We start from the raw sequence: 23,155 nt of genomic DNA, 5'->3' as shown, positions 1-23,155 counted from the left end.
CGTCAACGATAACGCGCCCAACCTGGGTGAATGCGCTGTCTTGACGTTTTTCGCGAGCAAGCTCGCTCCTACAGGTTTTGGGGGATTACTTGGGATAGCCGGCGCGTTTCATTTCGCGTTCGGTGGTCTGCTGCGCGGCGGCCAGGGCCTGGTCGACCGTGGTCTGGCCGATCAGCGCGGCGGAGAACAGCTTGCCGACCTGGGTGCCGATGGCCTGGAACTCGGGAATGGTCACCAGCTGGATACCGATGTAGGGCACCGGCTTGAGGGTCGGCTTAGTCGGGTCGGCGACTTTCAGCGATTCCAGGGTCACCCTGGCGAATGGCGCGGCCTGCATATAGGCCTCGCTGTAGGTCGAGGCGCGGGTGCCCGGCGGCACGTTGGCGATGCCGTCTTTCTCGGCGACCAGGGCCCCGTACTCCTTGGAGGTGGCCCAGGTGGCGAAGGTCTGCGCGGCATCCTTGGCCTTGGAGCTGGTGGGGATCGCCAGTGCCCAGGAGTACATCCAGGCGCTGCCCTTGTCGGTCACCTGTTGCGGGGCGTAGGTAAAGCCGACGTGTTCGCTGACCTTGCTCTGCGACTTGTCGGTGACGAAGGAGCCGGCGACGCTGGCGTCGACCCAGATCGCGCACTTGCCGCTGTTGAACAGCGCCAGGTTCTCGTTGAAACCGTTGCTGGAGGCGCCGGGCGGGCCGGCCTTTTTCATGGTGTCGACGTAGAAGGTCAGGGCGTTCTTCCATTCGGTCCCGGTGAATTCCGGCTGCCACTGCTCATTGAACCAGCGCGCGCCGAAACCGTTGGCCAGGGTGGTGATCAGGGCCATGTTCTCGCCCCAGCCGGCCTTGCCGCGCAGGCAGAGGCCGTACTGTTCCTGCTCGGGCTTGTTGAGCTTGCCGGCGAACTCGCCGATCTGCTCCCAGGTCGGGTGCTCGGGCATGACCAGGCCGGCGTCCTTGAACAGGTCGGTGCGGTAGTAGGTCATCGAGCTTTCGGCGTAGAACGGCAGGGCGTACAGCGTGCCCTTGGCCGATAGGCCTTCGCGCACCGCGGGGAAGATGTCCTGCAGGTCATAGGCGGCGGGCAGGTCCTGCATCGGTTGCAGCCAGCCCTTGGCGCCCCACAAAGCGGCTTCGTACATGCCGATGGTCAGCACGTCGAACTGCCCGCCCTGGGTGGCGATGTCGGTGGTCAGGCGCTGGCGCAGCACGTTCTCTTCGAGCACCACCCAGTTCAGCTTGATCTCCGGGTGTTCGCTCTCGAAGGTTTTCGAGAGCTTCTGCATGCGGATCATGTCGCTGTTGTTGACGGTGGCGATGGTCAGGGTCTGGGCGCCGAGGCTGACGCCGCTCAGGGTCATGCAGGTGGTGACGAGCAGGGCGGTAATGCAGGGTTTCATCGTGCACTCCTCTTCCGGGCCCGGTGGGCGGCAGAAGGACGGTTATTGTTGTTGTGTCTTCCGGATGCAGGGAAGAATGTGCGGCTGATTACAGCCCTCAACGCCCGCGCTGACAAATCATCCCTGACACTCGAATCGATACTTTTTTGCACTGCGATGAAATCCTTCGCCCGGCGCAAGCCGCCATGGGCCAGGGATTCGCCCGTTCGCGCCGGGTAAAACCGGGGAGATAACGTATTGGTTTTTTTTGCCGTGGCGGCCTGGGCCGGAGAACGGCGAGAAGGTGCCGATGACAGCGGCGAAACCCAGGTCGACCGGGGCTTCGCGCTGAGGGGAGGGGTCAGAAGCTATAGGTGGCCGACATGATCGCCGCGCGCGCGTCGCCGTATTCGATGGCCGAGGAGCGCGCGGTCGAGCCGTTCTGCTGGCGCACCCGTTCCACGTAGTCCTTGTCGAACAGGTTGTTGACGTTCAGCTGCAGGTCGAGGTTGTGGTTGACCTTGTAGCCGAGCATGGCGTTGTGCACCCAGTAGGCGTCCAGCTTGGCGCGGGTGCTGGAGGTCACGTTGCGCTCGCTGACATAGCGAGTACCGTAACCCAGGGTCCAGCCGGCCGGCAGTTCGTAGGTGGTCCACAGGTTGAGCGAACGCGGCGGCGTGTTGCCCAGGGCCTGGCCCTTGCGCGCGATACCCGAGGCGGTGTTCGCCGCTTTCAGGGTTTCGCTGTCGAGGAAGGTGTAGTTGGCGAACACGTCCCACTGCTCGGTGACATGCCCGGTGACGCCGATTTCCACACCCTGCACCCGCTGCTTGCCGGCCAGTTGGGTCGAACCGTCGGCCATGGTTTCCCGGGCGTTGCTCTTCTCTACGCGAAACAGCGCCCCGTCCAGTTCCAGGCGCTTGTCCAGCAGCTCCCACTTGGTCCCCAGTTCCCAGGTTTCGTTCTTCTCCGGCGCCAGGTCCTGGTTGCCCTTGCTCAAGCCGCCGCCGGTCGAGGCCAGGTTCTCGGCGGACGGGTTGAAGGAATTGCCCCAGGCGGCATAGATGCGCCCGTTTTCGGTCGGTTTGAACACCAGGCCGGTGCGGGCGCTGGCCTTGTTCGTGTCCGAGACCAGGCTCTCGCTTTTCACATGGCTGCCCGAGTATTTGTCGACGTCGCCCTTGATCTTGTCGTAGCGCAGGCCGAGGTTGAGGTCCCAGCGCTCGCTCAGGGCGATGGTATCGAACAGGTAGTAGGCCTGGCCCTTGAGGGTGGTCTCGGTATAGCCGCTGGTGGCCTTGTTGACCGGGCCGTTCCAGCGTCCGGGCGGGTTGCCCAGGGCATAGCCGTCGCGCGGATACAGCGCGCTGCCCAGGCCATGGTTGTAGGTCTTCAGGTCGAGGGTTTCCCGGGACAGTTCCACGCCCGCCACCAGGTCGTGGCGCATGCCGGCGAACTCGAAGTCGCCGATCAGGTTGCTCTGGTTGATCCACATCTCGGTGGTGGCGTCGCGCCCGTAGGCCTGGGGCCCGGCCGGGCGGTAGCGGCCCGCCGGCACGCCACTGGTGTTGACATGGGACGCCGAGACGATGGTGTCGCGCGCGGTGCGGCTGTAGCGCGTGAGGTTCTGCAGGCGCAGGTGGTCGCTGAAGTCATGCTCGAAATCGGCGGTGAAGGCGTTCTGTTCGATCTGCTCCTTGTCCAGGTTCTTCCAGCCGAAATAGGCATCGCGCTTGACCCCGGCCAGCTTCTTGCCGTCCAGCGCCGGTACGCCGTAGTCGGGCAGGTTGTCGTCGGTCTGGTGGAAGGCGCTGAGGGTCAGCCGGGTGGCGTCGCTGAAACCCAGGCGCAACGACGGCGCGATGCCCCAGCGCTCGCGGTCGATCTTGTCGCGGCCGGGCACATCGTTCTGATGGCCCATCAGGTTGATCCGTACCGCGCTGTCCTGGCCGACGCCTTCCAGGGGCTGGTTGCTGTCCAGCGTCAGGCGGTAGTAGTTGTCGGTGCCGAGGCTACCGCCCAGGCGGGTGAACGCCTGGTTTTTCGGTTGCTTGCTGACCAGGTTGATGCTGCCGCCGGTGGTGCCGGCGCCGCCGAACACCGAGTTGGGGCCCTTGATCACCTCCACCTGTTCGATGTTGAAGGTGTCGGAACGGTTGGTCTGCGCGCTGTCGCGCAGGCCGTCGATCTGCAGGTTGCTGTTGGCCGAGAAGCCGCGGATGTTGATGCTGTCCCCCGAGCCGCCACCGCCTTCGCCGGCGTTGAAGGTGATGCCGGACACGTTCGACAGCACCTGGCGCAGGCTCAGCGCCTGCTGTTCCTGGATCAGCTTGGGCGGCACCACGGTGATGGTCTGCGGGGTGTCCAGCAGCGGCGCCACGTACTTGGCGGAAGACGAACGTTCGGTCTTGTAGCCTTTGCTTTCCTCCGCCTCGACCTTGATGTTGTCCAGTTGCAAGACGTTCTGCCGTTCGCCAGCAGCGGTGAGACCGGAGGCAGAGACGATGGCGAGGCCTATTGTGGGGGCCAGCAGACGGTGCTGTGGCAAGGAGGAGGGGGCTTTGCTATCCATGAGAATCACTCTTTGGGTTTGATGAGATTAAATCCTATTTAAGATTGATTATTAAAAACGGAATGTACAAGAACGCTTACAATTTTTTGGCGTTAATGAGATTTATCTTTTTGTGGCGAAGGCAAGATCAGGACTTGTAAGGGATTTTTCTTTCGGTGTACTGAGGCTTATCTGCCTGGGGCAGCGGCGAATGGGCGGCAGCCTGTCGCTGCGCAGAGCACTGCAGGCAGCGGCGCACAAAGGTCAGGAGCCGGGACGGAACGAGATGGGCCGCTTAGCCAAAAGCCCACTGGCTTTTTCCTCGTCACTGCCTAAGATGACCGACAAATCTCCTTATGCAGGAAGCAGTTACGCGCGATGTCGGAAAAAGACACGATCTCCATGCAACTGGTGCGCGAAGCGCTGCTGCAAAGCTGCGCCCCGGGTACCGCCAGCGAAGAAGTGCTGCTCAAGGTCGGCATCGACCCGGCCCGGCTGGACGTCAGCGCCGCCCGCGTGCCGGCGGTGGCCTATGCCCGGCTGTGGCGCCTGCTGGCCCGGCGCACGGACGACGAGTTCTTCGGCATGGACCCGCGCAAGCTCAAGTCCGGCAGCCTGGAGTTTCTCTGTCGCACCGCGATGGCCCGGCCGAACCTGGCGGCGGGCCTGGAGTCCGGGCTGGCGTTCCTGTCGCTGATGCTCGAACACCTGCCGGCCCAGCTGGTGCGCCAGCAGAGCCTGGCGGAGATCGTCCTGCTGGAGGACGAGCAGGCGCCGCGCCGGGCCTTCACCTATTTCACCTACTGGATGATCGTCCACGGCGTGGCCTGCTGGCTGGCCGGGCGGCGCATCCCGATCCTGGCCATCGAGCTGCGCTGCGCGGAGCCGGATTTCTGCGACGACTACCAGGTGATGTTCTCGCAGAACCTGCGGTTCGACCGGCCGCGCACGCGGATGATCTTTGCCGCCGACTGCCTGGACTTGCCGATCAAGCGCACTGACGAGGAGCTCAAGCGTTTCCTGGCCCAGGCGCCGGCCAATATCCTGGTCAAATACCGCGACCCGCAGAGCCTGGCCAGCCGCATCAAGCACGATCTGCGCCAGCTGCCCGCCGCGCAGTGGCCGGAAACCGAGAGCCTGGCCCACAGCCTGTGCATGTCGGCCTCGACCCTGCGTCGCCGCCTGGCGGAAGAGGGGCAGACCTACCAGGGAATCAAGGACGGGGTGCGCAAGGAACTGGCGATCGCCTGGCTGGCCGAGCCGCAGATCAGCTTCACGGAAATCGCCAGCCGCCTGGGCTTCGCCGACGCCAGTTCGTTCTACAAAGCCTTTCGCAAATGGTCCGGCTCCAACCCCGGGCATTACCGCAGCCTGATCCTCAACGACCCGACTTGAGCGCATCCCTGTAGCCGCTGCCGCAGGCTGCGATCGACCGGAACCGTCGCAAAGGCGTGCGGCGCGGTGTCGCTGATGCACCGCATCAAGGCTGATAGCGAGTCCTGCGGCCTCGATCGCAGCCTGCGGCAGCGGCTACGGGGAGCTTGGGTAGCCGCTGTCGAGCAGCGCGAGGCTGCGATCGGCAACGCAGTTGCCGCAAAACCTGAGCTTGTGGTGGGTCAGGCTGAATGCGTTGCCTGGGTTGCGACCGCTATGCGGGTCGATCGCAGCCTGTGGCAGCGGCTACGGGGAACTTGGGTAGCCGCTGTCGAGCAGCGCGAGGCTGCGATCGGCGACGCAGTTGCCGCAAAACCTGAGCTTGTGGTGGGTCAGGCTGAATGCGTTGCCTGGGTTGCGACCGCTACGCGGGTCGATCGCAGCCTGCGGCAGCGGCTACGGGGAACTTGGGTAGCCGCTGTCGAGCAGCGCGAGGCTGCGATCGGCAACGCAGTTGCCGCGAAACCTGAGCTTGCGGTGGGTCAGGCTGAATGCGTTGCCTGGGTTGCGACCGCTACGCGGGTCGATCGCAGCCTCGCTGTCGCTTGGCAGCGGCTACAGGGCGCCTTGACCGCCATGGGGTTCTTGGCCAAACCAGTCACGCAACTTGAAAGCTTTGACCATTGTCCCGCCCGGGCCGTGGCGCCAGTATTTGCCCGATGTTTTTGTAGTTCCCATCCTAATAAGAACAGCGAGGGATTCTGGCAATGCGCGATTACCTGTCTGCCACGGCACACTTCAATTACCAGCACACCGTCGATGCGGCCTTGCATGGCTCCCTGTCGGCACTCAATGCCTGCGTCGAATGCTGTGACCGGCACGCCTTGCCGGGGCGCATCGCATTGTTCTGGGAGGGCCGCGACGGCAGTAGCGCGACCTACACCTTCAGCGAGTTGCAGGGGCAGGCCGCGCGTTTCGCCAACTTCCTCCTGGCCCAGGGCGTGGGCAAGGGCGACAAGGTCGCCGGCCTGCTGCCGCGCAACGTCGAACTGCTGATCGCGGTGCTCGCCACCTGGCGCATCGGCGCGGTCTACCAGCCGCTGTTCACCGCCTTCGGCCCCAAGGCCATCGAACACCGCCTGAACAGCTCCGGGGCCAAAGTGGTGGTGACCGACGCGGTCAACCGGCCAAAGCTCAATGAGGTGGCCGACTGCCCGACCATCGTCACGGTCGCGGGCGCCAAGGGCCAGGGCATCGTCCGTGGCGATTTCAGTTTCTGGGCCGAACTGGCCAATTACCCGGCGCAGTGCGAACCCGTGCTGCTGACGGGCGAAGACCCGTTCCTGCTGATGTTCACCTCCGGCACCACCGGCCCGTCCAAGGCCCTGTACGTGCCGCTCAAGGCCATCGTCGCGTTCCAGAGCTACACTCGCGACGCCGTCGACCTGCGTCCCGAGGACGCGTTCTGGAACGTCGCCGACCCGGGCTGGGCCTACGGCATCTATTTTGGCGTCACCGGCCCGTTGGGCCTGGGCCACCCGATCACCTTCTACGATGGGCCCTTCACCCTGGAAAGCACCTGCCGGGTGATCAACAAATACGGGATCAGCAACCTCACCGGTTCGCCGACCGCCTACCGCCTGCTGATTGCCGGCGGCGACGAGTTCGCCCGCTCGATCAAGGGCAAGCTGCGCATCGTCAGCAGCGCCGGCGAGCCGCTGAACCCGGAGGTGATCCGCTGGTTCGCCGACAACCTCGGCGTGGTGATCCATGACCATTACGGCCAGACCGAGCTGGGCATGGTCCTGTGCAACCACCATGGCCTGGAGCATCCGGTGCATGTCGGCGCGGCCGGTTTCGCCTCGCCGGGCCACCGCATCGTGGTGCTCGACGAGCAGCACCAGGAACTGTCGGTGGGCCAGCCGGGGATCCTCGCCATCGACCGCAGCCAGTCGCCGATGTGCTGGTTCAACGGCTACGACGGCGTGGTGACCAAGGCCTTCGTCGGCCACTACTACCTCAGCGGCGACACCGTGGAGCTGAACCCGGACGGCAGCATCAGCTTCGTCGGCCGCAGCGACGATGTGATCACCACCTCGGGTTACCGGGTCGGCCCGTTCGACGTGGAAAGCGCGCTGATCGAGCACCCGGCGGTGGTCGAGGCGGCGGTGATCGGCAAGCCCGATCCGGAGCGCACCGAGCTGGTCAAGGCCTTCGTCGTGCTCAGCCCGCAATACCGCGCCGCGCCGGAGCTGGCCGAAGAGCTGCGCCAGCATGTGCGCAAGCGCCTGGCCGCGCACGCGTACCCCCGTGAAATCGAATTTGTCAGCGAATTGCCGAAAACCCCAAGCGGCAAGTTGCAGCGCTTCATCCTGCGCAACCAGGAAATCGCCAAGGCTCAAGAGGCCGCGGCGCACAAGGCTTCGGCCTGAATTACCCAGGAACTCATGATGCACATCGAAAACAAGGTTTTTCTCGTCAGCGGCGGCGCTTCCGGTCTCGGTGCGGCCACCGCGCAGATGCTGGTCAAGGCCGGCGCCCAGGTGATGCTGGTGGACCTCAATGCCGAGGCCGTCGCGGCCCAGGCGCAGCAGCTCGGCTGCCGGAGCACGGTCGCCGATATCACTGACGAAGCGGCCGCCGAAGCGGCGGTGCAGGCCACGCTCAAGGCGTTCGGCAGCCTGCATGGGCTGGTCAACTGCGCCGGGATCGTGCGCGGCGAGAAGATCCTCGGCAAGCATGGCCCCCATGCCCTGGCCAGCTTCAGCCAGGTGATCAACGTCAACCTGATCGGCAGTTTCAACCTGATGCGACTGGCCGCCGCGGCCATCGCCAATAGCGAACCGAACGCCGACGGCGAGCGCGGGGTAATCATCAACACCGCTTCGGCGGCAGCCTTCGACGGGCAGATCGGCCAGGCCGCCTATGCCGCGTCCAAGGGCGCGATCGCCAGCCTGACCCTGCCGGCCGCCCGCGAACTGGCGCGCTTCGGCATCCGGGTGATGACCATCGCCCCGGGCATTTTCGAAACCCCGATGATGGCCGGCATGAGCGACGAAGTCCGCGCTTCCCTGGCCGCCGGCGTGCCGTTCCCGCCACGCCTGGGCAAGCCGGACGAGTACGCCGCGCTGGTCGGGCATATCATTAGCAACAGCATGCTCAATGGCGAGGTGATCCGTCTCGACGGCGCCTTGCGCATGGCAGCCAAGTAAGGAGGACTCTTCATGAACCAAGATCCGATCGTTATCGTCAGCGCCGTCCGCACCCCGATGGGCGGTTTCCAGGGCGAGCTGAAAAGCCTGACCGCGCCGCAACTCGGCGCCGCCGCGATCAAGGCCGCGGTGGAGCGCGCTGGAGTGGCCAGCGACAGCGTCGATGAAGTGCTGTTCGGCTGCGTGCTGCCGGCCGGTCTCGGCCAGGCGCCGGCCCGTCAGGCGGCGCTGGGCGCCGGGCTGGACAAGGCCACCCGCTGCACCACCCTGAACAAGATGTGCGGCTCCGGCATGGCCGCGACCATCGCCGCCCACGACATGCTGCTGGCCGGCAGCGCCGAGGTGGTGATCGCCGGCGGCATGGAAAGCATGTCCAACGCGCCGTACCTGCTGGATCGCGCCCGCAGCGGCTACCGCATGGGCCACGGGCGGGTGCTCGACCATATGTTCCTCGACGGTCTCGAAGACGCCTACGACAAGGGCCGCCTGATGGGCACCTTCGCCGAAGACTGCGCCGAGACCAACGGCTTCAGTCGCGAAGCCCAGGACGCCTTCGCCGTGGCCTCGCTGACCCGCGCCCAACAGGCGATCAAGGACGGCAGCTTCAAGGCGGAAATCGTGCCGCTGCAGGTCACTGTCGGCAAGGAACAGCAGACCATCAGCGACGACGAACAGCCGCCCAAGGCCAAGCTCGACAAGATCGCCACGCTGAAACCGGCGTTCCGCGACGGTGGCACCGTCACCGCGGCCAACTCCAGTTCGATCTCCGATGGCGCCGCAGCCCTGGTGCTGATGCGCCGTTCCGAGGCCGAGAAACGTGGCCTCAAGCCCCTGGCGGTGATCCACGGTCATGCGGCGTTCGCCGATACCCCGGGACTGTTCCCGGTGGCGCCGGTCGGGGCGATCAAGAAACTGCTGAAGAAGACCGGCTGGTCGCTGGACCAGGTCGAGCTGTTCGAAATCAACGAAGCCTTTGCCGTGGTCAGCCTGGTCACCATGCAGAAGCTGGAAATCCCCCACGACAAGGTCAACGTCCACGGCGGCGCCTGCGCCCTGGGCCACCCGATCGGCGCGTCCGGCGCGCGGATCCTCGTGACCCTGCTCTCGGCCCTGCGCCAGAAAGGCCTGAAGCGCGGCGTCGCGGCGATCTGCATCGGCGGCGGCGAAGCCACGGCCATGGCTGTCGAATGCCTGTATTAAGGAATCACCATGCTGCCTAATGACGAACAACAGCAGATCAGCGACGCGGCCCGGCAGTTCGCCCAGGAACGCTTGAAGCCGTTCGCCGCCGAATGGGACCGCGAGCATCGCTTCCCTCGCGAGGCCATCGGCGAGATGGCCGGGCTGGGCTTCTTCGGCATGCTGGTGCCGGAGCAGTGGGGCGGTTGCGACACCGGCTACCTGGCCTATGCCATGGCCCTGGAAGAGATCGCCGCCGGCGACGGCGCCTGCTCGACCATCATGAGCGTGCACAACTCGGTGGGCTGCGTGCCGATCCTCAAGTTCGGCAACGACGAGCAGAAGGAGCGTTTCCTCAAGCCCCTGGCCAGCGGTGCGATGCTCGGCGCCTTCGCCCTGACCGAACCCCAGGCCGGCTCCGACGCCAGCAGCCTGAAAACCCGGGCGCGGCTGGAGGGCGACCATTACGTGCTCAACGGCTGCAAGCAGTTCATTACCTCCGGGCAGAACGCCGGGGTGGTGATCGTGTTCGCGGTGACCGACCCGGCGGCCGGCAAGCGCGGCATCAGCGCCTTTATCGTGCCCACCGACGCGCCGGGCTACAGCGTCGCGCGGGTGGAGGACAAGCTCGGCCAGCATGCCTCCGACACCTGCCAGATTCTCTTCGAGGATGTGAAGGTGCCGGTGGCCAACCGCCTGGGCGAGGAGGGCGAGGGCTACAAGATCGCCCTGGCCAACCTCGAAGGCGGCCGCGTGGGCATTGCCTCGCAATCGGTGGGCATGGCCCGTGCGGCTTTCGAGGCTGCCCGTGACTATGCCCGCGAACGGCAGAGCTTCGGCAAGCCGATCATCGAGCATCAGGCGGTGGCTTTCCGCCTGGCGGACATGGCCACCCAGATCGCCGTGGCGCGGCAGATGGTGCACTACGCCGCGACCCTGCGCGACAGCGGCAAGCCGGCGCTGGTGGAGGCGTCGATGGCCAAGCTGTTCGCCTCGGAAATGGCCGAGAAGGTCTGTTCCGCCGCCTTGCAAACCCTGGGCGGCTATGGCTACTTGAACGACTTTCCGCTGGAGCGCATCTACCGCGACGTGCGGGTCTGCCAGATCTACGAAGGCACCAGCGACATTCAGCGCATGGTCATTTCGCGCAACCTCTGACTTTTAGCAGGAGCTGATCCATGAGTTACGAAACCATTCTGTTGGAGATCAAGGACCGCGTCGGCCTGATCACCCTCAACCGCCCGCAGGCGCTGAACGCCCTCAACGCGCAGATCGTCAGCGAAGTGAACCAGGCCCTGGACAGCCTGGAAGCCGATCCACGGATCGGCTGTATCGTCCTCACCGGCTCGAAGAAGGCCTTCGCTGCCGGTGCCGACATCAAGGAAATGGCCGAGCTGACCTACCCGCAGATCTACATGGACGACCTGTTCAGCGACAGTGACCGGGTGGCCAACCGGCGCAAGCCGATCATCGCCGCGGTCAACGGTTTTGCCCTGGGCGGCGGCTGCGAGCTGGCGCTGATGTGCGACTTCATCCTGGCCGGCGACAACGCCAAGTTCGGCCAGCCGGAAATCAACCTCGGCGTGCTGCCGGGCATGGGCGGCACCCAGCGCCTGACCCGCGCGGTGGGTAAGGCCAAGGCCATGGAAATGTGCCTGACCGGGCGTTTCATCGATGCGGTGGAAGCCGAGCGTTGCGGCATCGTCGCGCGTATCGTGCCGGCCGATGAGCTGCTGGACGAAGCGCTGAAAGTCGCGGCGCTGATCGCCGCCAAATCGGTGCCCGTGAGCATGATGATCAAGGAAAGCGTGAACCGCGCCTTCGAAGTCAGCCTGTCGGAAGGCGTGCGTTTCGAGCGCCGGGTGTTCCATGCGGCCTTCGCCACCGAGGATCAGAAGGAAGGCATGGCGGCGTTCATTGCCAAGCGCGAGGCGCAGTTCAAGGACAAATAATCCGGGCTGTCGTTACCCATAAAAAATCGCAGCCAAGGCTGCGGTTTTTATTTGTGCGGTGTCTGTGAAGACGCTATCGCGGGCAATCAACATGCGCTGGATCTCGCTGGAGCCTTCGTAGATCTGGGTGATCCGCGCGTCCCGGTAGTAACGCTCCACCGGGTAGTCTTCGAGGTAGCCGTAGCCGCCGTGGATCTGGATCGCCGAGGAGCAGACCTTCTCGGCCATTTCCGAGGCGAACAGCTTGGCCTGGGAGGCTTCCGACAGGCACGGCTGGCCGGCGCTGCGCAGGCGCGCGGCATGCAGGATCAGCAGGCGCGCGGCGTTCAGGCGGGTGTGCATGTCGGCCAGCAGGTTGGCGATGCTCTGGTGCTCGATGATCGGCTTGTCGAACTGCACCCGCTCGCGGGCGTAGGCCAGCGCCGCCTCGAACGCCGCACGGGCGATGCCCAGGGCCTGGGCGGCGATGCCGATGCGCCCGCCTTCGAGATTGGACAGGGCGATGGCCAGGCCCTTGCCGCGCTCGCCCAGCAGGTTGGCCTCGGGGACGGTGCATTGGTTGAAGGTCACCGCGCAGGTGTCCGAGGCGCGGATGCCCATCTTGTGTTCGCTGCGGTCGACGACAAAACCCGGGGTGTCGGTGGGCACCAGGAACGCCGACAGGCCTTTCTTGCCCAAGTCCGGATCGGTCACCGCGAAGACGATGGCCAGCTTGGCGCGCCGGCCGTTGCTGACGAACTGCTTGGCGCCGTTGATCACCCACTGGCCGTCCTTGAGTTCGGCGCGGGTGCGCAGGTTGTGGGCTTCGGAACCGGCCTGGGGTTCGGTCAGGCAGAAGCAGCCGATCGCCTGGCCGCTGGCCAGGTCCGCCAGCCAGGTCTGTTTCTGTTCTTCGCTGCCGTAGTTGAGGATCGGCCCGCAGCCCACTGAGTTGTGGATGCTCATCAGCGCGCCGGTGGCGCCGTCGCCGGCGGAGATTTCTTCCACCGCCAGGGCGTAGGCCACGTAGTCGACATAGGTGCCGCCCCATTCCTCGGGCACCACCATGCCCAGCAGGCCCAGCTCGCCCATCTTCGCCACCAGGGCGTCGTCGATCCAGCCGGCCTTTTCCCAGGCCTGGGCGTGGGGGGCGATTTCACCGCGGGCGAAGTCCCGGGCCATGTCGCGGATCATCACCTGCTCTTCGCTCAATTCAATGTCGTGCATGGCTCAGCTCCGGCTCGGGTCGAAAGCGCTGAAAAAACTCGCCACGTGCGCGGCGTCCAGCGCCTGCAGGGTCGGCGGGTTCCAGCGTGGGTTCTTGTCTTTGTCGATCAGCAGGGCGCGCACGCCCTCGATCAGGTCGCCGCGCTCGAACCACTGGCGGTCCAGGTGCAGCTCCAGGGCGAAACACTGTTCCAGGCTCAGCTGGCGACCGCGCCGGAGCATTTCCAGGGTCACGGCCATGGCCAGGGGCGAGCGGGTCGACAGCAGGTCGGCGGTGCGGGTGGCCCATTCGTGGGTATCGCCAACGGTCACTTCGCGCAACTGTTGCACGATGCTCGGCACGTCGGCCTGGGCGAAGAAATGGTCGATGGCCGGGCGCAGCGCCGCCAGCGGCACGTCCGGCAACTGCCGCACGGCGAGCTTGGCCAGCAGGCCCTGCAGGTCCTTGAGCGGGGTGTCGCGCCATTGCAGGTTGTCGAGGCGCTGGTCCAGCAGGCTCAGCTGGTCGCTCTCCAGGTACCAGTCCGCCAGCCCGCAGTACAGGGCATCGGCGGCGCGGATCTGCACGCCGCTGACCCCCAGGTAGGTGCCCAGCTCGCCGGGGATGCGCGACAGGAAGTAGCTGCCGCCGACATCCGGGAAATAACCGATGGCCACTTCCGGCATCGCCAGGCGACTGCGCTCGGTGACCAGGCGCAGGTCGGCGCCCTGGACCAGGCCCATGCCGCCGCCGAGGACAAAACCGTCCATCAGCGCCAGCACCGGCTTGCGGTAATGGTGGATCGCCAGGTCCAGCGCGTATTCCTCGACGAAGAACGCCTCGTGCAGGGTCTGGCCGTTCTTGTAGCTGTCGTAGAGGGTGCGGATATCGCCGCCGGCGCAGAAGGCTTTTTCGCCGGCGCCGCGCAGGACCACCGCGTGCACCTGCGGGTCCTGGGCCCAGGCATCGAGCTGGCGCTGCAGGGTGCGCACCATGCCGAGGGTGATGGCATTGAGGCCGGCGGGGCGGTTGAGGGTCAGGTGACCAATATGGTTGCGGACTTCGGCCAGCACGTCCTGTTGCGAGGCCTCGACCGACGTGGCGCCGGCGTCTCGCGTGGCCTGGGATGGAACCTGAGCAGTCATCACTAACTCCCTGCTTTTATTGTTCTTTATAGGTGTGTTCGCGCGCGAACGATGAGGGATCGTAACAGTGCAAATTTGCCATGTACAACCGGGATAACTGCAGGTTGGCTGTGCATTTTTGCATGAGGCGCAGATGCCCTCGACGCTGTTTGTCGTGCCGTCCGGGCCAGTATGGCGAGCCCGTATTTATCCGCTGTCCAGGCGCACCGGACGACCAGCGCCGCTACAATGGCGCTCGACTTTCGTGACCCAGAGGCAACATGGACATCGACCTGGCCCGCACCTTTTTGCAAATCGTCCGCAGCGGCAGCCTGATCGCCGCAGCCGAACGCCTGCACCTGACCCAGACCGCGATCAGCGCCCGGGTGCAGAACCTCGAAGGCCAGCTCAATTGCAAGCTGTTCGTGCGCAACCGCGCCGGGGCCCGGCTGACCGCCGATGGCGAGGCGTTCATCGTCTATGCCAACCAGCTGGTGCAGACCTGGGAGGCCGCCCAGCGCGACCTGCCGCTGCTGGCCGGTTATCGCAACGTGCTGCACATCGGCGGTGAAGTCAGCCTGTGCAATCCGTTGATGCTCAACTGGGTGCGCCGCCTGCGCCAGGCGATTCCCAGCCACGCCGTGCGCAGCCAGATCGCCGAGGGCGCGAGCCTGCAACGCCAGCTGGAGTTGGGTGTGCTGGATGCGGCGCTGGTGTTCCAGCCGGTGTATGGGCCGGGGTTGCAGGTCGAGCAGTTGCTCGAGGAAAAGCTGATCCTGGTGCGCCTGGCCGGCAAACCCGAGCCTTATGTGTACATCGACTGGGGCGAGGATTTCCGCCACCAGCACGACGCGGCGCTGCCGGACCAGGCCAAGGCCGCGGTGGGTTTCAACCTCGGGCCGCTGGCCTTGCAGTTCATCCTCGAAGGCGGCGGCAGTGGCTACTTCCGTACCCGGGTGGTGCAAAGCTACCTGGACAGCGGCGTGTTGGAACGGGTGGAAAAGGCCCCGGAGTTCAACTTCCCGACCTACCTGCTGTACGCCCGCGAACGGGATTCGGTGGAGTTGCAGCGGGCCTTCGAAGTGCTGCGCGAAGTCATCGCCAGCGACACCGACTGGTCGCAGCGTTGGGATCCGATGATCTGACTTAAAAAACGCGGCGTCTGGTTTTACGACTGCTTCGCCCGAACGCGGACCGGCCGATCGCAGCCTTCGGCAGCGGCTACAGGGACCGCGGTGTTTGTGTAGCCGCTGCCGAGCCTGCGAGGCTGCGATCGGCAACGCAGTTGCCGTCAAACCTGAGTCCGCGATCTGTCCGGATAACCCCGATCACACCCGCGACGCCAACACCTCGCCAATACTGCGCCGGCGCGCATGGGCTTCGCTGGCGTGGATCAGTTGCTCCAGATCCTGCGGCGTGACGTCGAAGAACTCCTGCATCTCATCCAGCGCCAGCTTGAGGTCGGCGGCGGTGATGGCCAGGGCATCGGTGGATGGCTGCTCGGCGGGCAGCTGGGTCGCAGGTTCACTCTGGCCCTTGGGGTAGCGGATGCGGGTCAGGTTGTTGTAGGCCAGGGCGCTGAGCAACAGGCACAGGGCCGCCAGCATCACCGGGCCGAGGGCCAGCCAGTCGAGGGCGATGGTCGCCGGGTCGGCCAGCACCATCGTCAGGGCCACCGCGCCGGCCGGCGGGTGCAGGCAACGCAGCCAGCACATCAGCACCAGGGACATGCCGGCGGCCAGGCAGGCGCTGCCCAGGGTGCGTCCGAGCACATGGGCCACCAGCAGCGCCAGGACCGCGGCGCACAGGTAACCGCCGAGGATCGACCAGGGTTGCGCCAGCGCCCCGGACGACACCGCGAACAGCAGCACCGCCGAAGCCCCCAGCGGGCCGATCAGGTGCAGCGCCACCTCCATGCCGAACACCCGGCTGCACAACCAGACACTGAACAGCGTGCCCAAGGCCATGCCGAGCGCGGCGCGGCTCCATTCCGAGGGGCGGGTATTGATGGCGGCGGGTTTCCAGCGAGCAAGCATGACGAAGCGATCCAATTCCGGTTCAGCGGGCAAAAAGAAGGGCTTGTCTGGATTACCAGAAAGCCCTGAAGCGTTCCAACATTTGGGGGGAGGAACCGGCACAGTGTGCCGATCAATCGAAGCGCCTACAAATTCATAATAATGCTGTTTAAGTGCACTATTTTTGCACTGTCGCGACCTGCGCCACCCGCCGTCCGCTGATGAAACACAGCAGCCCGCCGAGGGCGGCCAAGGCGCTCAGGGCATAGAACATGGTCGGTGCCGGGGTGTGCACCAGCAGGTAGCCGCAGATCACCGGGCTCAAGGCACCGCCCAGCGCCGCGAGGTTCTGCGCGCCGTAATAGCTGCCGCGCAGTGCCTCGGGAGCCAGGGTGTCGATGAACAGGAATTCCGCCGGGTAGATGATCATCTCGCCGAGGGTGAAGACGAACATCGCCAGGCACCAGCCCAGCAGGCTGTCGGCCAGGCTGAAGCCGATCAGGCCGAGGATGAACAGGCTGGTGCCGACGGCGATCCAGTAGCGCAATTGTTCGCGCTTGAGGAAGCGGCCGATCTGGTACTGCAGCAGGATCACGCTGATGGCGTTGCAGGCCAGCAGGGCGGCCATGGTGTCGAGGGCGCTTTTCGCGTCTTCGGTGACCAGCAGGTACTGCGACAGGTACAGGGTGAAGCGTCCATGGACGATGGTGCTGAGCAGGCAGCCGCAGGTGAACATGATCAGCGTGCGGTCGTTTTTCAGGGTCACCAGGGTATTGAGGAAACTCTGCGGCTTGCTCAGCGAGGGCAGGCCCGGCGTGGGTGGAATGCCGCGCATCAGCAGGGTGCTGAGAAAGGCGATGGCGCCAGCGATCAGGAACGGCGCCAGCGGCAGTTGCCCGGCGATCACCACGCCGAGCATGGGGCCGGTGGCGTAGCCGATATTGGTCAGGGTGTAGCGCAGGGAGAACACCTTGGCCCGCTGACTCACCGGCAGGTTTTCGCTGATGATCGCCTTGGAACCGATCAGGAACAGCGCCGAGGCGGTTTCGGTGATCACCAGGATCGCGGTGGTCAGGTAGAGGTTGTGGGCGAAGGTCAGCAGCACAAAACCGATGCCGCTGGAGAGCATGGTCAGGATCAGCAGCCGGCGCTTGTCCAGGCGATCGAGGATGTAGCCGCCATAGAGCGCAAGCAAGGTGGCGATGAACACTGCGATCCCCAGCAGCAGGCCGACGTCCTGCTGGTCGAGGCTGAGTTTTTCGCTGAGGAACAGGGTGAGCAAGGGGCTGGTGATGGCGCGACTGACGACAATGGTCAGCGAGCAGATCATCAGGCGGCGGATAACCAGCGAATAAGTGGCCACGGTGGTGCACGAGTCCTTGTTGTCTGAGTGGGCTATGGGAGGCCTATGGTTGGAGCCAGCGGTCCAGCACGGCGACGGATTCCATATCCGCCAGCCGCCACAACTGTTGCAGCAATTCGCCGGCCCGTTCGGCGGGCAGCACCCGGGTCGCCAGGCTGAGAAACTTTTCTTGCAGCGCCTGATCGCCGAGCGGGTTGCCCGGCGCGCCCAACGGTACCTCGACGCACAGGCTGGCCTGGCGCCCGTCACGGGTGTGCAGGGTGACCACGGGCTCACCATCCTCTGACAGTTGTGGATCCACTTCAAGGCGGATCCGTGCCATGGCGCTGGCGATCCGCGGTGTTTCGCGGCACGGGCGATCATAGGCATCCAGCCCGGCATGGCCATACACCAGGCGCGCCGCGAGGGCGTAGGGCAGGCTCATCTGCGCGGCGGCCAGGGAGTCGATGGCGCGACTGCCGCACATGCCGTCGAGGAAGGCGCAGAGGGACACCTGAATGTCTTCCACCTGATCCGCCGTCACCTGCAGTTGTTCGAGCAACAGGCCCAGGGCATCAATGGCCGAGTGGGTGCCCCGGCAGGAGGCATAAGGCTTGATCGAGCAGCGTGCGAGCTTCCACACCTGGCCCAGGTTTTCGTCCAGGGCCTGGGGAATCGCATCGCTGCCGGCCAGGGTCTTGAGGAAGCCGCCCCAGACCTCCTCGAACAGCTGGCCCGGCCCGGTCACGCCTTGCCGGGCCAGCCGCGCGGCCAGCAGACCGCCTTCGGCCGCCCGGCCGCTGTGCAGTTTCTTGCTGTGCGAACCGTCGTGAATAAAGGCCCAGAGCCCGCCGCTGAAGCTGCCGGCCAGGCCCAGGGCCGAGCCCATCTGCCTGGCATCGAGGCCGAGCACCCGGCCGCAGGCGACGGCCGCGCCGAACACCCCGCAGGTGGCAGTGGAATGCCAGCCGGCACCGTTGTGGGCGGAATAACCGCCGCAGGCTTCCAGCACCCGGCGCCCGACTTCGTAACCCATGACCACCGCAGTGAGCAGTTCGCGTCCGCTGAGTGCGGTGCTGCGCAGGCTGACGGCGGCCATCACCGCTGGCAGCACCACCGCCCCGGAATGGTCGCAGCCGCCGGTGTCGTCCAGCTCCAGGGCATGGGCGGCGATGCCGTTGAGCAAGGCCGCCTGGGTGGCGCTGGTGCTCAGGTCGGTGCCCCATACCCGACTGGGGCCGGTTTCGTCGCCGAGGGCCTGTCGCGCCGCCGCGGCGACTTCGCTGTGCGCCCCGGCCAGCGCGGCGCCGAAGGTGTCGAGGATATGCCGGGTGGCCTGGGCCACCAGGGCCGGGGGCAGGTCTTCGAAACGGCTGTCGACGCAGAATTGCGCCAGGCGTTGCAAACGATCGGTCATGGCAGGTAGGCCCGATAGTGACGTTCATAAATCGCCGCGGGGTGATCCTCCGCCAGCGGTTGCGCGCGTTCCGCCCACCACTGGGCGATTTCGCCGGCGCGGGCGATCCACGCATCCTCGTGCCGCTGGATGCCCTGCAACAGCTCGCGCAGCAGGCCGATGCGCCCCGGGGTGGCGATGATCTCCGGGTGCAGGCGCAGCACGTAGAGCAGGCCGAAGCGGTGGAAGCCGGCGAAGTCCAGCTGCAGGTTGCCCAGGGTGTGGCTGTAGGAGGCGATCCGCGATTGCCCCGGCGGTACCGCCGGGCTGAGGTTGAAGGCGAAGTAGGGCTCGTCTTCCAGCTCGTAGTGCAGGGGCAGCTCTATCACTTGCGGCCGGGTCGGGTGGGGGAAGGGCAGGTCATCGCCGCGCCAGGACGACGACCAGCGAATGCCTTGCCCATGCAGCGCCTCGACAAACCCCGGGGCCCAGTTGCCGGCCGGAATGCGAAAGCCCCTGGGGCGCTGGCCGGTGAGGTCGGCCAGGGCCTGGCAACCGCGTTGCAGTTCCAGCTGCTGCTCGGCCAGGCTCAAGCGGTCGTAGTTGGCGTGGCGATAACCGGCGCAGGCGATTTCATGCCCGGCGGCCTGGATCGCCCGCACATGCCCGGGGTTTTCCTCGGCCACGATCCCCGGAACGAACCAGGTGGCCGGCACCCGCAATTCGTCGAGCAGCGCCAGCAGGCGTTCGACGCCGCGCTGGCTGCCATAGCGCCAGACCGACAGGGTCTTGTCGCGCCCGGCCACTTCCGGGGCCTGGGTGAGGATGCCGTGGATGTCGTTGTAGTCGACGGTCACCGCCACGGCGCAGCGGTAGCCCTGGGGCCAGGCCTGGGGTTCAGCCATGGTGATGCTCCTTGAGCCACCAGCGGGCGACGTCGCGGCAGGTGGCGAACCACACGTCCTGGCGCTGGCGCATATGTTCGAACAGGCGCTCCAGCAGCAGGATGCGCCCGGGTTTGCCGGTGATCTTGGGGTGGAACAGGGTGGTCAGGCACAGCCCTTCGTCCATGGCGCCGTCGTACTCGCGGCGCCAGTTGTCCAGGGTCAGCTCGTAGCTGGCGGTGCGGTCCAGGCCCGCAGGGAAATCGGGGGCGCGGGTGTAGGCGATGGAGGCGTAGTCGTCCATCTCCCAGCGTCCGGGGATCTCCACCAGCGGCGTGGCATGGCCCGGCACCCGGACCAGGTACGGGCGGTCGTCGCCGCGCATGCTGCTGGAGTAAGTGACGCCGGCTTCCACCAGCATGGCCGGGGTTTCGGCCCGCCAGTCGCCGGACGGGGTACGGAAACCTTCGGCGCGGATATTCAGGTGCTTCCAGAACACCTCGCGGGATTTGGCCATGACCGCCTTCTGCTGCTCCAGCGGCAGGGCATAGAAGGACTCATGCCGGTAGCCGTGGTAGGCCACCTCGTGCCCGCGCTCGACGATTGCCTGGCATTGCCTGGGCCAGTTCTCCACCACCCAGGCCGGGACGAAAAAGGTGGTCGGGATCCGGAAGGCATCGAGCAGGTCGAGCAAGCGCGGCAGGGCCCGATAGGGGCCGTAGCCGCCGAAGCCGAAGTATTCCGGCTTGCGCCAGATCGAGCCGTCGAGCATGGCGTCGCCGGTCGGCCCGTCGAGGTCGAAGGCCAGGGCCAGGCATGCCTGGTGCCCGTCCGGCCAGGTGGGTTGGGGTGAGGAGGACATCGATAGCGCTCCAGTCATTGGGGCGGGCCGGTTTGCCCGTCATCGGGTGAGCGACAGCCACCTCCCGCGGACACGAATGGGCTCGCGCCCGCGGGGGGATTGCTCGGGTGGTTATTTACCGGCGTTGAGGGTCACGGTCTTGATCGCGCCCAGCTCCAGGTCCCATTTCTTCAGGATGGCCTGGTAGCTGCCGTCGTCGACCATGCTTTGCAGCGCGGTCTTCAGGGCTTCGGCCAGCTCGGGCTTCTTGTTGCTCACGCCCAGGCCGGTGAACTGCTCGGAGATCGGCAGGCCCAGGGTCTTGTAGGTGTCCTTCTCCTGAGTCTTGAGGTACGGCAGGGTCTCGCTGCCTTGCATGGCCGCGTCGATGCGGCTCTGGCGCAGTTGGGCGCGGGCGTCGGCCGAACCTTCGGCGCCGATCACCACCACCGCCGGCTTGCCGTGGGCTTCGCAGTTGGCCTTGCTCCAGGTGGCGATTTCCGTCGGGAAGGTGGTGCGGCGGCTGGTGCCGACTTTCTTCCCGCACAGGTCGGTGGGTTCGTTGATCGCGGTGTTTTTCTGCAGGGTGTAGAACTGCGGCCCGCTGGTGAAGTAGTCGACGAAGGTCACGCTCTTCTGCCGCTCGGCGGTGTCGGTCATGCCCGACAGCACCGCGTCCACGCGGTCGGTGGTCAGGGCGTTGATCATTTGCTCGAAGCCGGTTTCCTGCCAGGCGATCTTCACCCCCAGGCGCTCGGCCAGGGCGTTGCCCAGGTCGTAGTCGAGGCCGGTGAGCTGGTTGGTGGCCGGGTCCTTGAAGTCCATCGGCGGGTAGTTGGGCATGATCGCTACGACGATCTCGCCCTTGGCCTTGAGGCTGGCGGGCAGCTCGGCGGCGAAGGTCAAGCTGCTGGCCATCAGGCTTGCGAGTACTGCTGGAATGACGAAGTTCTTCATGGTCGTTCTCTTATGAGTGTTGTGAGGTCCGCTCCGGGTTTGCGAGCTCGGGCCTAGGTTCGAACGGCAGAAATGAAGCTTTGGGTGCGCGGGTTTTGTGGGCTTATTAGTATTTCTTCGGGGCTTCCAGCCTCCACGATCTGGCCGCCGTCCATGAACACCATGCGGTTGGAAACCTCCCGGGCGAAGCCCAGTTCATGGGTGACGACGATCATGGTCATGCCGGTCTGCGCCAGGTCGCGCATCACCGACAGCACCTCACCGACCAGTTCCGGGTCGAGTGCCGAAGTGGGTTCATCGAACAGCATCAGCTTGGGCCGCATGGCCAGGGCGCGGGCGATCGCCACCCGCTGCTGCTGGCCGCCGGACAGCTCGATCGGGTAGCTGTTGCGCTTGTCGGCCAGGCCCACCCGGGCCAGCAGTTCCAGGGCTTCCTCGTGGGATTCCTTGGGCGAGCGCTTGAGCACCTGGCACGGGCCTTCGACGATGTTTTGCAGCACGGTCATGTGCGGGAACAGGTTGAAGCGCTGGAACACCATGCCGGTGGCCAGGCGCTGGCGGGCGATCTGCGATTCGTTGAGCTCGTGCAGCTTGTTGCCGACGATGCGGTAGCCCACCAGTTCGCCGTCGACCCACAGGCCGCCCTTGTCGATCTTCTCCAGCTGGTTGACGCAGCGCAGCAGGGTGCTCTTGCCCGAGCCGGACGGGCCGATGATGCACAGCACTTCGCCTTGCTCGACCTCGATGTTGACGTCCTTGAGAGCGTGGTAGTTGTCGTAGTACTTGTTCAGGCCCACAGCCTTGACGATGTTTCTCATGATCGGATTCTCCAGGGCTGCTTACGAGCGCTTGCCGGCGCCACGGGCGAAACGGCGTTCCAGGCGGCTTTGGCCGAAGGACAGGACGGTGACGGCGGCCAGGTACCAGATGCCGGCGACGATCAGCAGCTCCATCACCCGGGCGTTGGCGTAGTAGATGTTCTGGGCGTTGTAGAGCAGTTCCGAGTACTGGATCACGCTGGCCAGGGAGGTCATCTTGACCATGCCGATGAACTCGTTGCCCACCGGCGGGATGATGATGCGCATGGCCTGGGGCAGGATGATCCGGCGCAGGGCCTGCAGGCGCGGCATACCGATCGACTTGGCGGCCTCGTACTGGCCGGTGTCCACCGACAGCAGGCCGGCGCGCACCACTTCGGCGGTGTAGGCGCCCTGGTTGATGCTCAGGCCGAGCAGGGCGGCCACGAACGGCGTCATCAGGCTCACGGTGTCCAGCTCGAACACCCCGGGAATGCCGATGGTGGGGAAGATCAGCGCCAGGTTGAACCACAGCAGCAGCTGCAGGATCAGCGGCGTACCACGGAACAGCCAGGTGTAAGTCACGGCCACGTAGCGCAGGATCGGGTTGGCCGACATGCGCATGATCGCGGTGATGACCCCGAACACGATGCCCAGGGCCATGGCCAGGATCGCCATGACCAGGGTGTTGAGCAGGCCGAACAGGATCGCCCGGGACGTGAGGAACTGGCCGATGTACGACCATTCGATCTTGCCTTCGGCGAAGGCCCGGATCAGGCCGACGAGGGCGATGACGATCACCGTGGCGAAGAAGATCCGTCCGTAGTAGCGCCGCGGCACATGTTCGTACTGGGTGATATCGAACTGGTTTTCGGCTTGTTTGCGCTCGGCGAGGAGGCGCTCTGCCTGGGTCTGGCTCATGGTGTTTCTCCCAACGCAGGCGGATGGCGCCTGCGGTCTGTCGGTCATC

Annotated in this window: 19 protein-coding genes; 7 read left to right on the top strand and 12 right to left on the bottom strand. The window is 65.5% G+C overall.

What is annotated here, in order from left to right; genetic code table 11:
* Positions 1-85: 85 nt before the first annotated feature.
* Together NRG23_RS04180 and NRG23_RS04175 are read right to left on the bottom strand one after the other, a co-directional pair.
* Positions 86-1,357, bottom strand: a complete 1,272-nt coding sequence (locus tag NRG23_RS04180) for a sugar ABC transporter substrate-binding protein (RefSeq protein WP_371923123.1) — start codon at positions 1,355-1,357, stop codon at positions 86-88.
* A gap of 379 nt (positions 1,358-1,736) precedes the next feature.
* Positions 1,737-3,947, bottom strand: a complete 2,211-nt coding sequence (locus NRG23_RS04175) for a TonB-dependent siderophore receptor (RefSeq protein WP_257373810.1) — start codon at positions 3,945-3,947, stop codon at positions 1,737-1,739.
* Positions 3,948-4,304: 357 nt separating this feature from the next.
* Between NRG23_RS04175 and NRG23_RS04170 the strand changes: the two genes are divergently transcribed.
* From NRG23_RS04170 to NRG23_RS04145, 6 genes are all read left to right on the top strand, one after another.
* On the top strand, positions 4,305-5,321 hold the full coding sequence (locus NRG23_RS04170) for an AraC family transcriptional regulator (protein WP_257373809.1): 1,017 nt from the start codon (positions 4,305-4,307) through the stop codon (positions 5,319-5,321).
* Positions 5,322-6,067: 746 nt separating this feature from the next.
* Entirely contained in the window at positions 6,068-7,732 is a 1,665-nt protein-coding gene (locus NRG23_RS04165; RefSeq protein WP_257373807.1) for an AMP-binding protein, read from the top strand.
* A gap of 18 nt (positions 7,733-7,750) precedes the next feature.
* Positions 7,751-8,512 (top strand): SDR family NAD(P)-dependent oxidoreductase, encoded by a 762-nt coding sequence (locus tag NRG23_RS04160; RefSeq protein WP_009048951.1) that lies wholly within the window; start codon positions 7,751-7,753, stop codon positions 8,510-8,512.
* 12 nt (positions 8,513-8,524) lie between these two features.
* Positions 8,525-9,712, top strand: coding sequence for an acetyl-CoA C-acyltransferase (locus tag NRG23_RS04155; protein ID WP_009048952.1), 1,188 nt, complete (start codon positions 8,525-8,527; stop codon positions 9,710-9,712).
* A gap of 9 nt (positions 9,713-9,721) precedes the next feature.
* Entirely contained in the window at positions 9,722-10,849 is a 1,128-nt protein-coding gene (locus tag NRG23_RS04150; protein ID WP_016702908.1) for an acyl-CoA dehydrogenase, read from the top strand.
* Between the two features lie 20 nt (positions 10,850-10,869).
* On the top strand, positions 10,870-11,643 hold the full coding sequence (locus NRG23_RS04145) for an enoyl-CoA hydratase (RefSeq protein WP_016702909.1): 774 nt from the start codon (positions 10,870-10,872) through the stop codon (positions 11,641-11,643).
* 12 nt (positions 11,644-11,655) lie between these two features.
* Here NRG23_RS04145 and NRG23_RS04140 read toward each other — a convergent pair whose 3' ends face one another.
* Positions 11,656-12,849 (bottom strand): acyl-CoA dehydrogenase family protein, encoded by a 1,194-nt coding sequence (locus NRG23_RS04140; RefSeq protein ID WP_232788621.1) that lies wholly within the window; start codon positions 12,847-12,849, stop codon positions 11,656-11,658.
* 3 nt (positions 12,850-12,852) lie between these two features.
* Positions 12,853-13,974 (bottom strand): enoyl-CoA hydratase/isomerase family protein, encoded by a 1,122-nt coding sequence (locus NRG23_RS04135; RefSeq protein WP_257373805.1) that lies wholly within the window; start codon positions 13,972-13,974, stop codon positions 12,853-12,855.
* 260 nt (positions 13,975-14,234) lie between these two features.
* Here NRG23_RS04135 and NRG23_RS04130 point away from each other — a divergent pair, with 260 nt between their 5' ends.
* Positions 14,235-15,098, top strand: a complete 864-nt coding sequence (locus NRG23_RS04130) for a LysR family transcriptional regulator (protein WP_257373804.1) — start codon at positions 14,235-14,237, stop codon at positions 15,096-15,098.
* Between the two features lie 183 nt (positions 15,099-15,281).
* Here the strand turns inward: NRG23_RS04130 and NRG23_RS04125 are convergent, their stop codons facing one another.
* The 8 genes from NRG23_RS04125 to NRG23_RS04090 form a co-directional block, all read right to left on the bottom strand.
* Positions 15,282-15,989: an HPP family protein gene (locus NRG23_RS04125; protein ID WP_124336627.1), complete on the bottom strand. Its 708-nt coding sequence runs from the start codon at positions 15,987-15,989 to the stop codon at positions 15,282-15,284.
* 157 nt (positions 15,990-16,146) lie between these two features.
* A complete protein-coding gene (locus NRG23_RS04120; RefSeq protein ID WP_257373803.1) occupies positions 16,147-17,331 on the bottom strand; it encodes an MFS transporter in 1,185 nt (394 codons plus the stop codon).
* 43 nt (positions 17,332-17,374) lie between these two features.
* Positions 17,375-18,727 (bottom strand): MmgE/PrpD family protein, encoded by a 1,353-nt coding sequence (locus NRG23_RS04115; RefSeq protein ID WP_257373802.1) that lies wholly within the window; start codon positions 18,725-18,727, stop codon positions 17,375-17,377.
* Positions 18,724-19,611: a polysaccharide deacetylase gene (locus NRG23_RS04110; protein WP_009048963.1), complete on the bottom strand. Its 888-nt coding sequence runs from the start codon at positions 19,609-19,611 to the stop codon at positions 18,724-18,726. The genes NRG23_RS04115 and NRG23_RS04110 overlap by 4 nt, the downstream gene beginning before the upstream one ends.
* Positions 19,604-20,452 (bottom strand): polysaccharide deacetylase, encoded by an 849-nt coding sequence (locus tag NRG23_RS04105; RefSeq protein WP_009048964.1) that lies wholly within the window; start codon positions 20,450-20,452, stop codon positions 19,604-19,606. Before NRG23_RS04105 ends, NRG23_RS04110 begins: the two co-directional genes overlap by 8 nt.
* A 111-nt stretch (positions 20,453-20,563) precedes the next feature.
* Positions 20,564-21,388 carry an ABC transporter substrate-binding protein gene (locus NRG23_RS04100; protein WP_016702916.1) on the bottom strand — a complete coding sequence of 275 codons (825 nt, stop codon included), beginning with the start codon at positions 21,386-21,388 and terminating at the stop codon, positions 20,564-20,566.
* 53 nt (positions 21,389-21,441) lie between these two features.
* Complete coding sequence (locus NRG23_RS04095; protein ID WP_009043823.1) at positions 21,442-22,206, bottom strand: amino acid ABC transporter ATP-binding protein; 765 nt, start codon at positions 22,204-22,206, stop codon at positions 21,442-21,444.
* 21 nt (positions 22,207-22,227) lie between these two features.
* Complete coding sequence (locus NRG23_RS04090; protein ID WP_257373801.1) at positions 22,228-23,106, bottom strand: amino acid ABC transporter permease; 879 nt, start codon at positions 23,104-23,106, stop codon at positions 22,228-22,230.
* Positions 23,107-23,155 lie beyond the last annotated feature (49 nt).

This window comes from Pseudomonas sp. T8, assembly GCF_024610635.1.
Lineage (GTDB): Bacteria > Pseudomonadota > Gammaproteobacteria > Pseudomonadales > Pseudomonadaceae > Aquipseudomonas > Aquipseudomonas chlororaphis_I.
This window is presented reverse-complemented; position numbering and strand designations above follow the sequence as displayed.

Bases quoted from the DNA above. Each gene is read 5' to 3' on its own strand.
- NRG23_RS04170 (WP_257373809.1), top strand. From the start codon at position 4,305: ATGTCGGAAAAAGACACGATCTCCATGCAACTGGTGCGCGAAGCGCTG.
- NRG23_RS04150 (WP_016702908.1), top strand. From the start codon at position 9,722: ATGCTGCCTAATGACGAACAACAGCAGATCAGCGACGCGGCCCGGCAG.
- NRG23_RS04180 (WP_371923123.1), bottom strand. From the start codon at position 1,357: ATGACCCTGAGCGGCGTCAGCCTCGGCGCCCAGACCCTGACCATCGCC.
- NRG23_RS04105 (WP_009048964.1), bottom strand. From the start codon at position 20,452: ATGTCCTCCTCACCCCAACCCACCTGGCCGGACGGGCACCAGGCATGC.
- NRG23_RS04140 (WP_232788621.1), bottom strand. From the start codon at position 12,849: ATGCACGACATTGAATTGAGCGAAGAGCAGGTGATGATCCGCGACATG.
- NRG23_RS04135 (WP_257373805.1), bottom strand. From the start codon at position 13,974: ATGACTGCTCAGGTTCCATCCCAGGCCACGCGAGACGCCGGCGCCACG.
- NRG23_RS04160 (WP_009048951.1), top strand. From the start codon at position 7,751: ATGCACATCGAAAACAAGGTTTTTCTCGTCAGCGGCGGCGCTTCCGGT.
- NRG23_RS04095 (WP_009043823.1), bottom strand. From the start codon at position 22,206: ATGAGAAACATCGTCAAGGCTGTGGGCCTGAACAAGTACTACGACAAC.
- NRG23_RS04090 (WP_257373801.1), bottom strand. From the start codon at position 23,106: ATGAGCCAGACCCAGGCAGAGCGCCTCCTCGCCGAGCGCAAACAAGCC.
- NRG23_RS04130 (WP_257373804.1), top strand. From the start codon at position 14,235: ATGGACATCGACCTGGCCCGCACCTTTTTGCAAATCGTCCGCAGCGGC.
- NRG23_RS04110 (WP_009048963.1), bottom strand. From the start codon at position 19,611: ATGGCTGAACCCCAGGCCTGGCCCCAGGGCTACCGCTGCGCCGTGGCG.
- NRG23_RS04175 (WP_257373810.1), bottom strand. From the start codon at position 3,947: ATGGATAGCAAAGCCCCCTCCTCCTTGCCACAGCACCGTCTGCTGGCC.
- NRG23_RS04100 (WP_016702916.1), bottom strand. From the start codon at position 21,388: ATGAAGAACTTCGTCATTCCAGCAGTACTCGCAAGCCTGATGGCCAGC.
- NRG23_RS04145 (WP_016702909.1), top strand. From the start codon at position 10,870: ATGAGTTACGAAACCATTCTGTTGGAGATCAAGGACCGCGTCGGCCTG.
- NRG23_RS04125 (WP_124336627.1), bottom strand. From the start codon at position 15,989: ATGCTTGCTCGCTGGAAACCCGCCGCCATCAATACCCGCCCCTCGGAA.
- NRG23_RS04155 (WP_009048952.1), top strand. From the start codon at position 8,525: ATGAACCAAGATCCGATCGTTATCGTCAGCGCCGTCCGCACCCCGATG.
- NRG23_RS04115 (WP_257373802.1), bottom strand. From the start codon at position 18,727: ATGACCGATCGTTTGCAACGCCTGGCGCAATTCTGCGTCGACAGCCGT.
- NRG23_RS04165 (WP_257373807.1), top strand. From the start codon at position 6,068: ATGCGCGATTACCTGTCTGCCACGGCACACTTCAATTACCAGCACACC.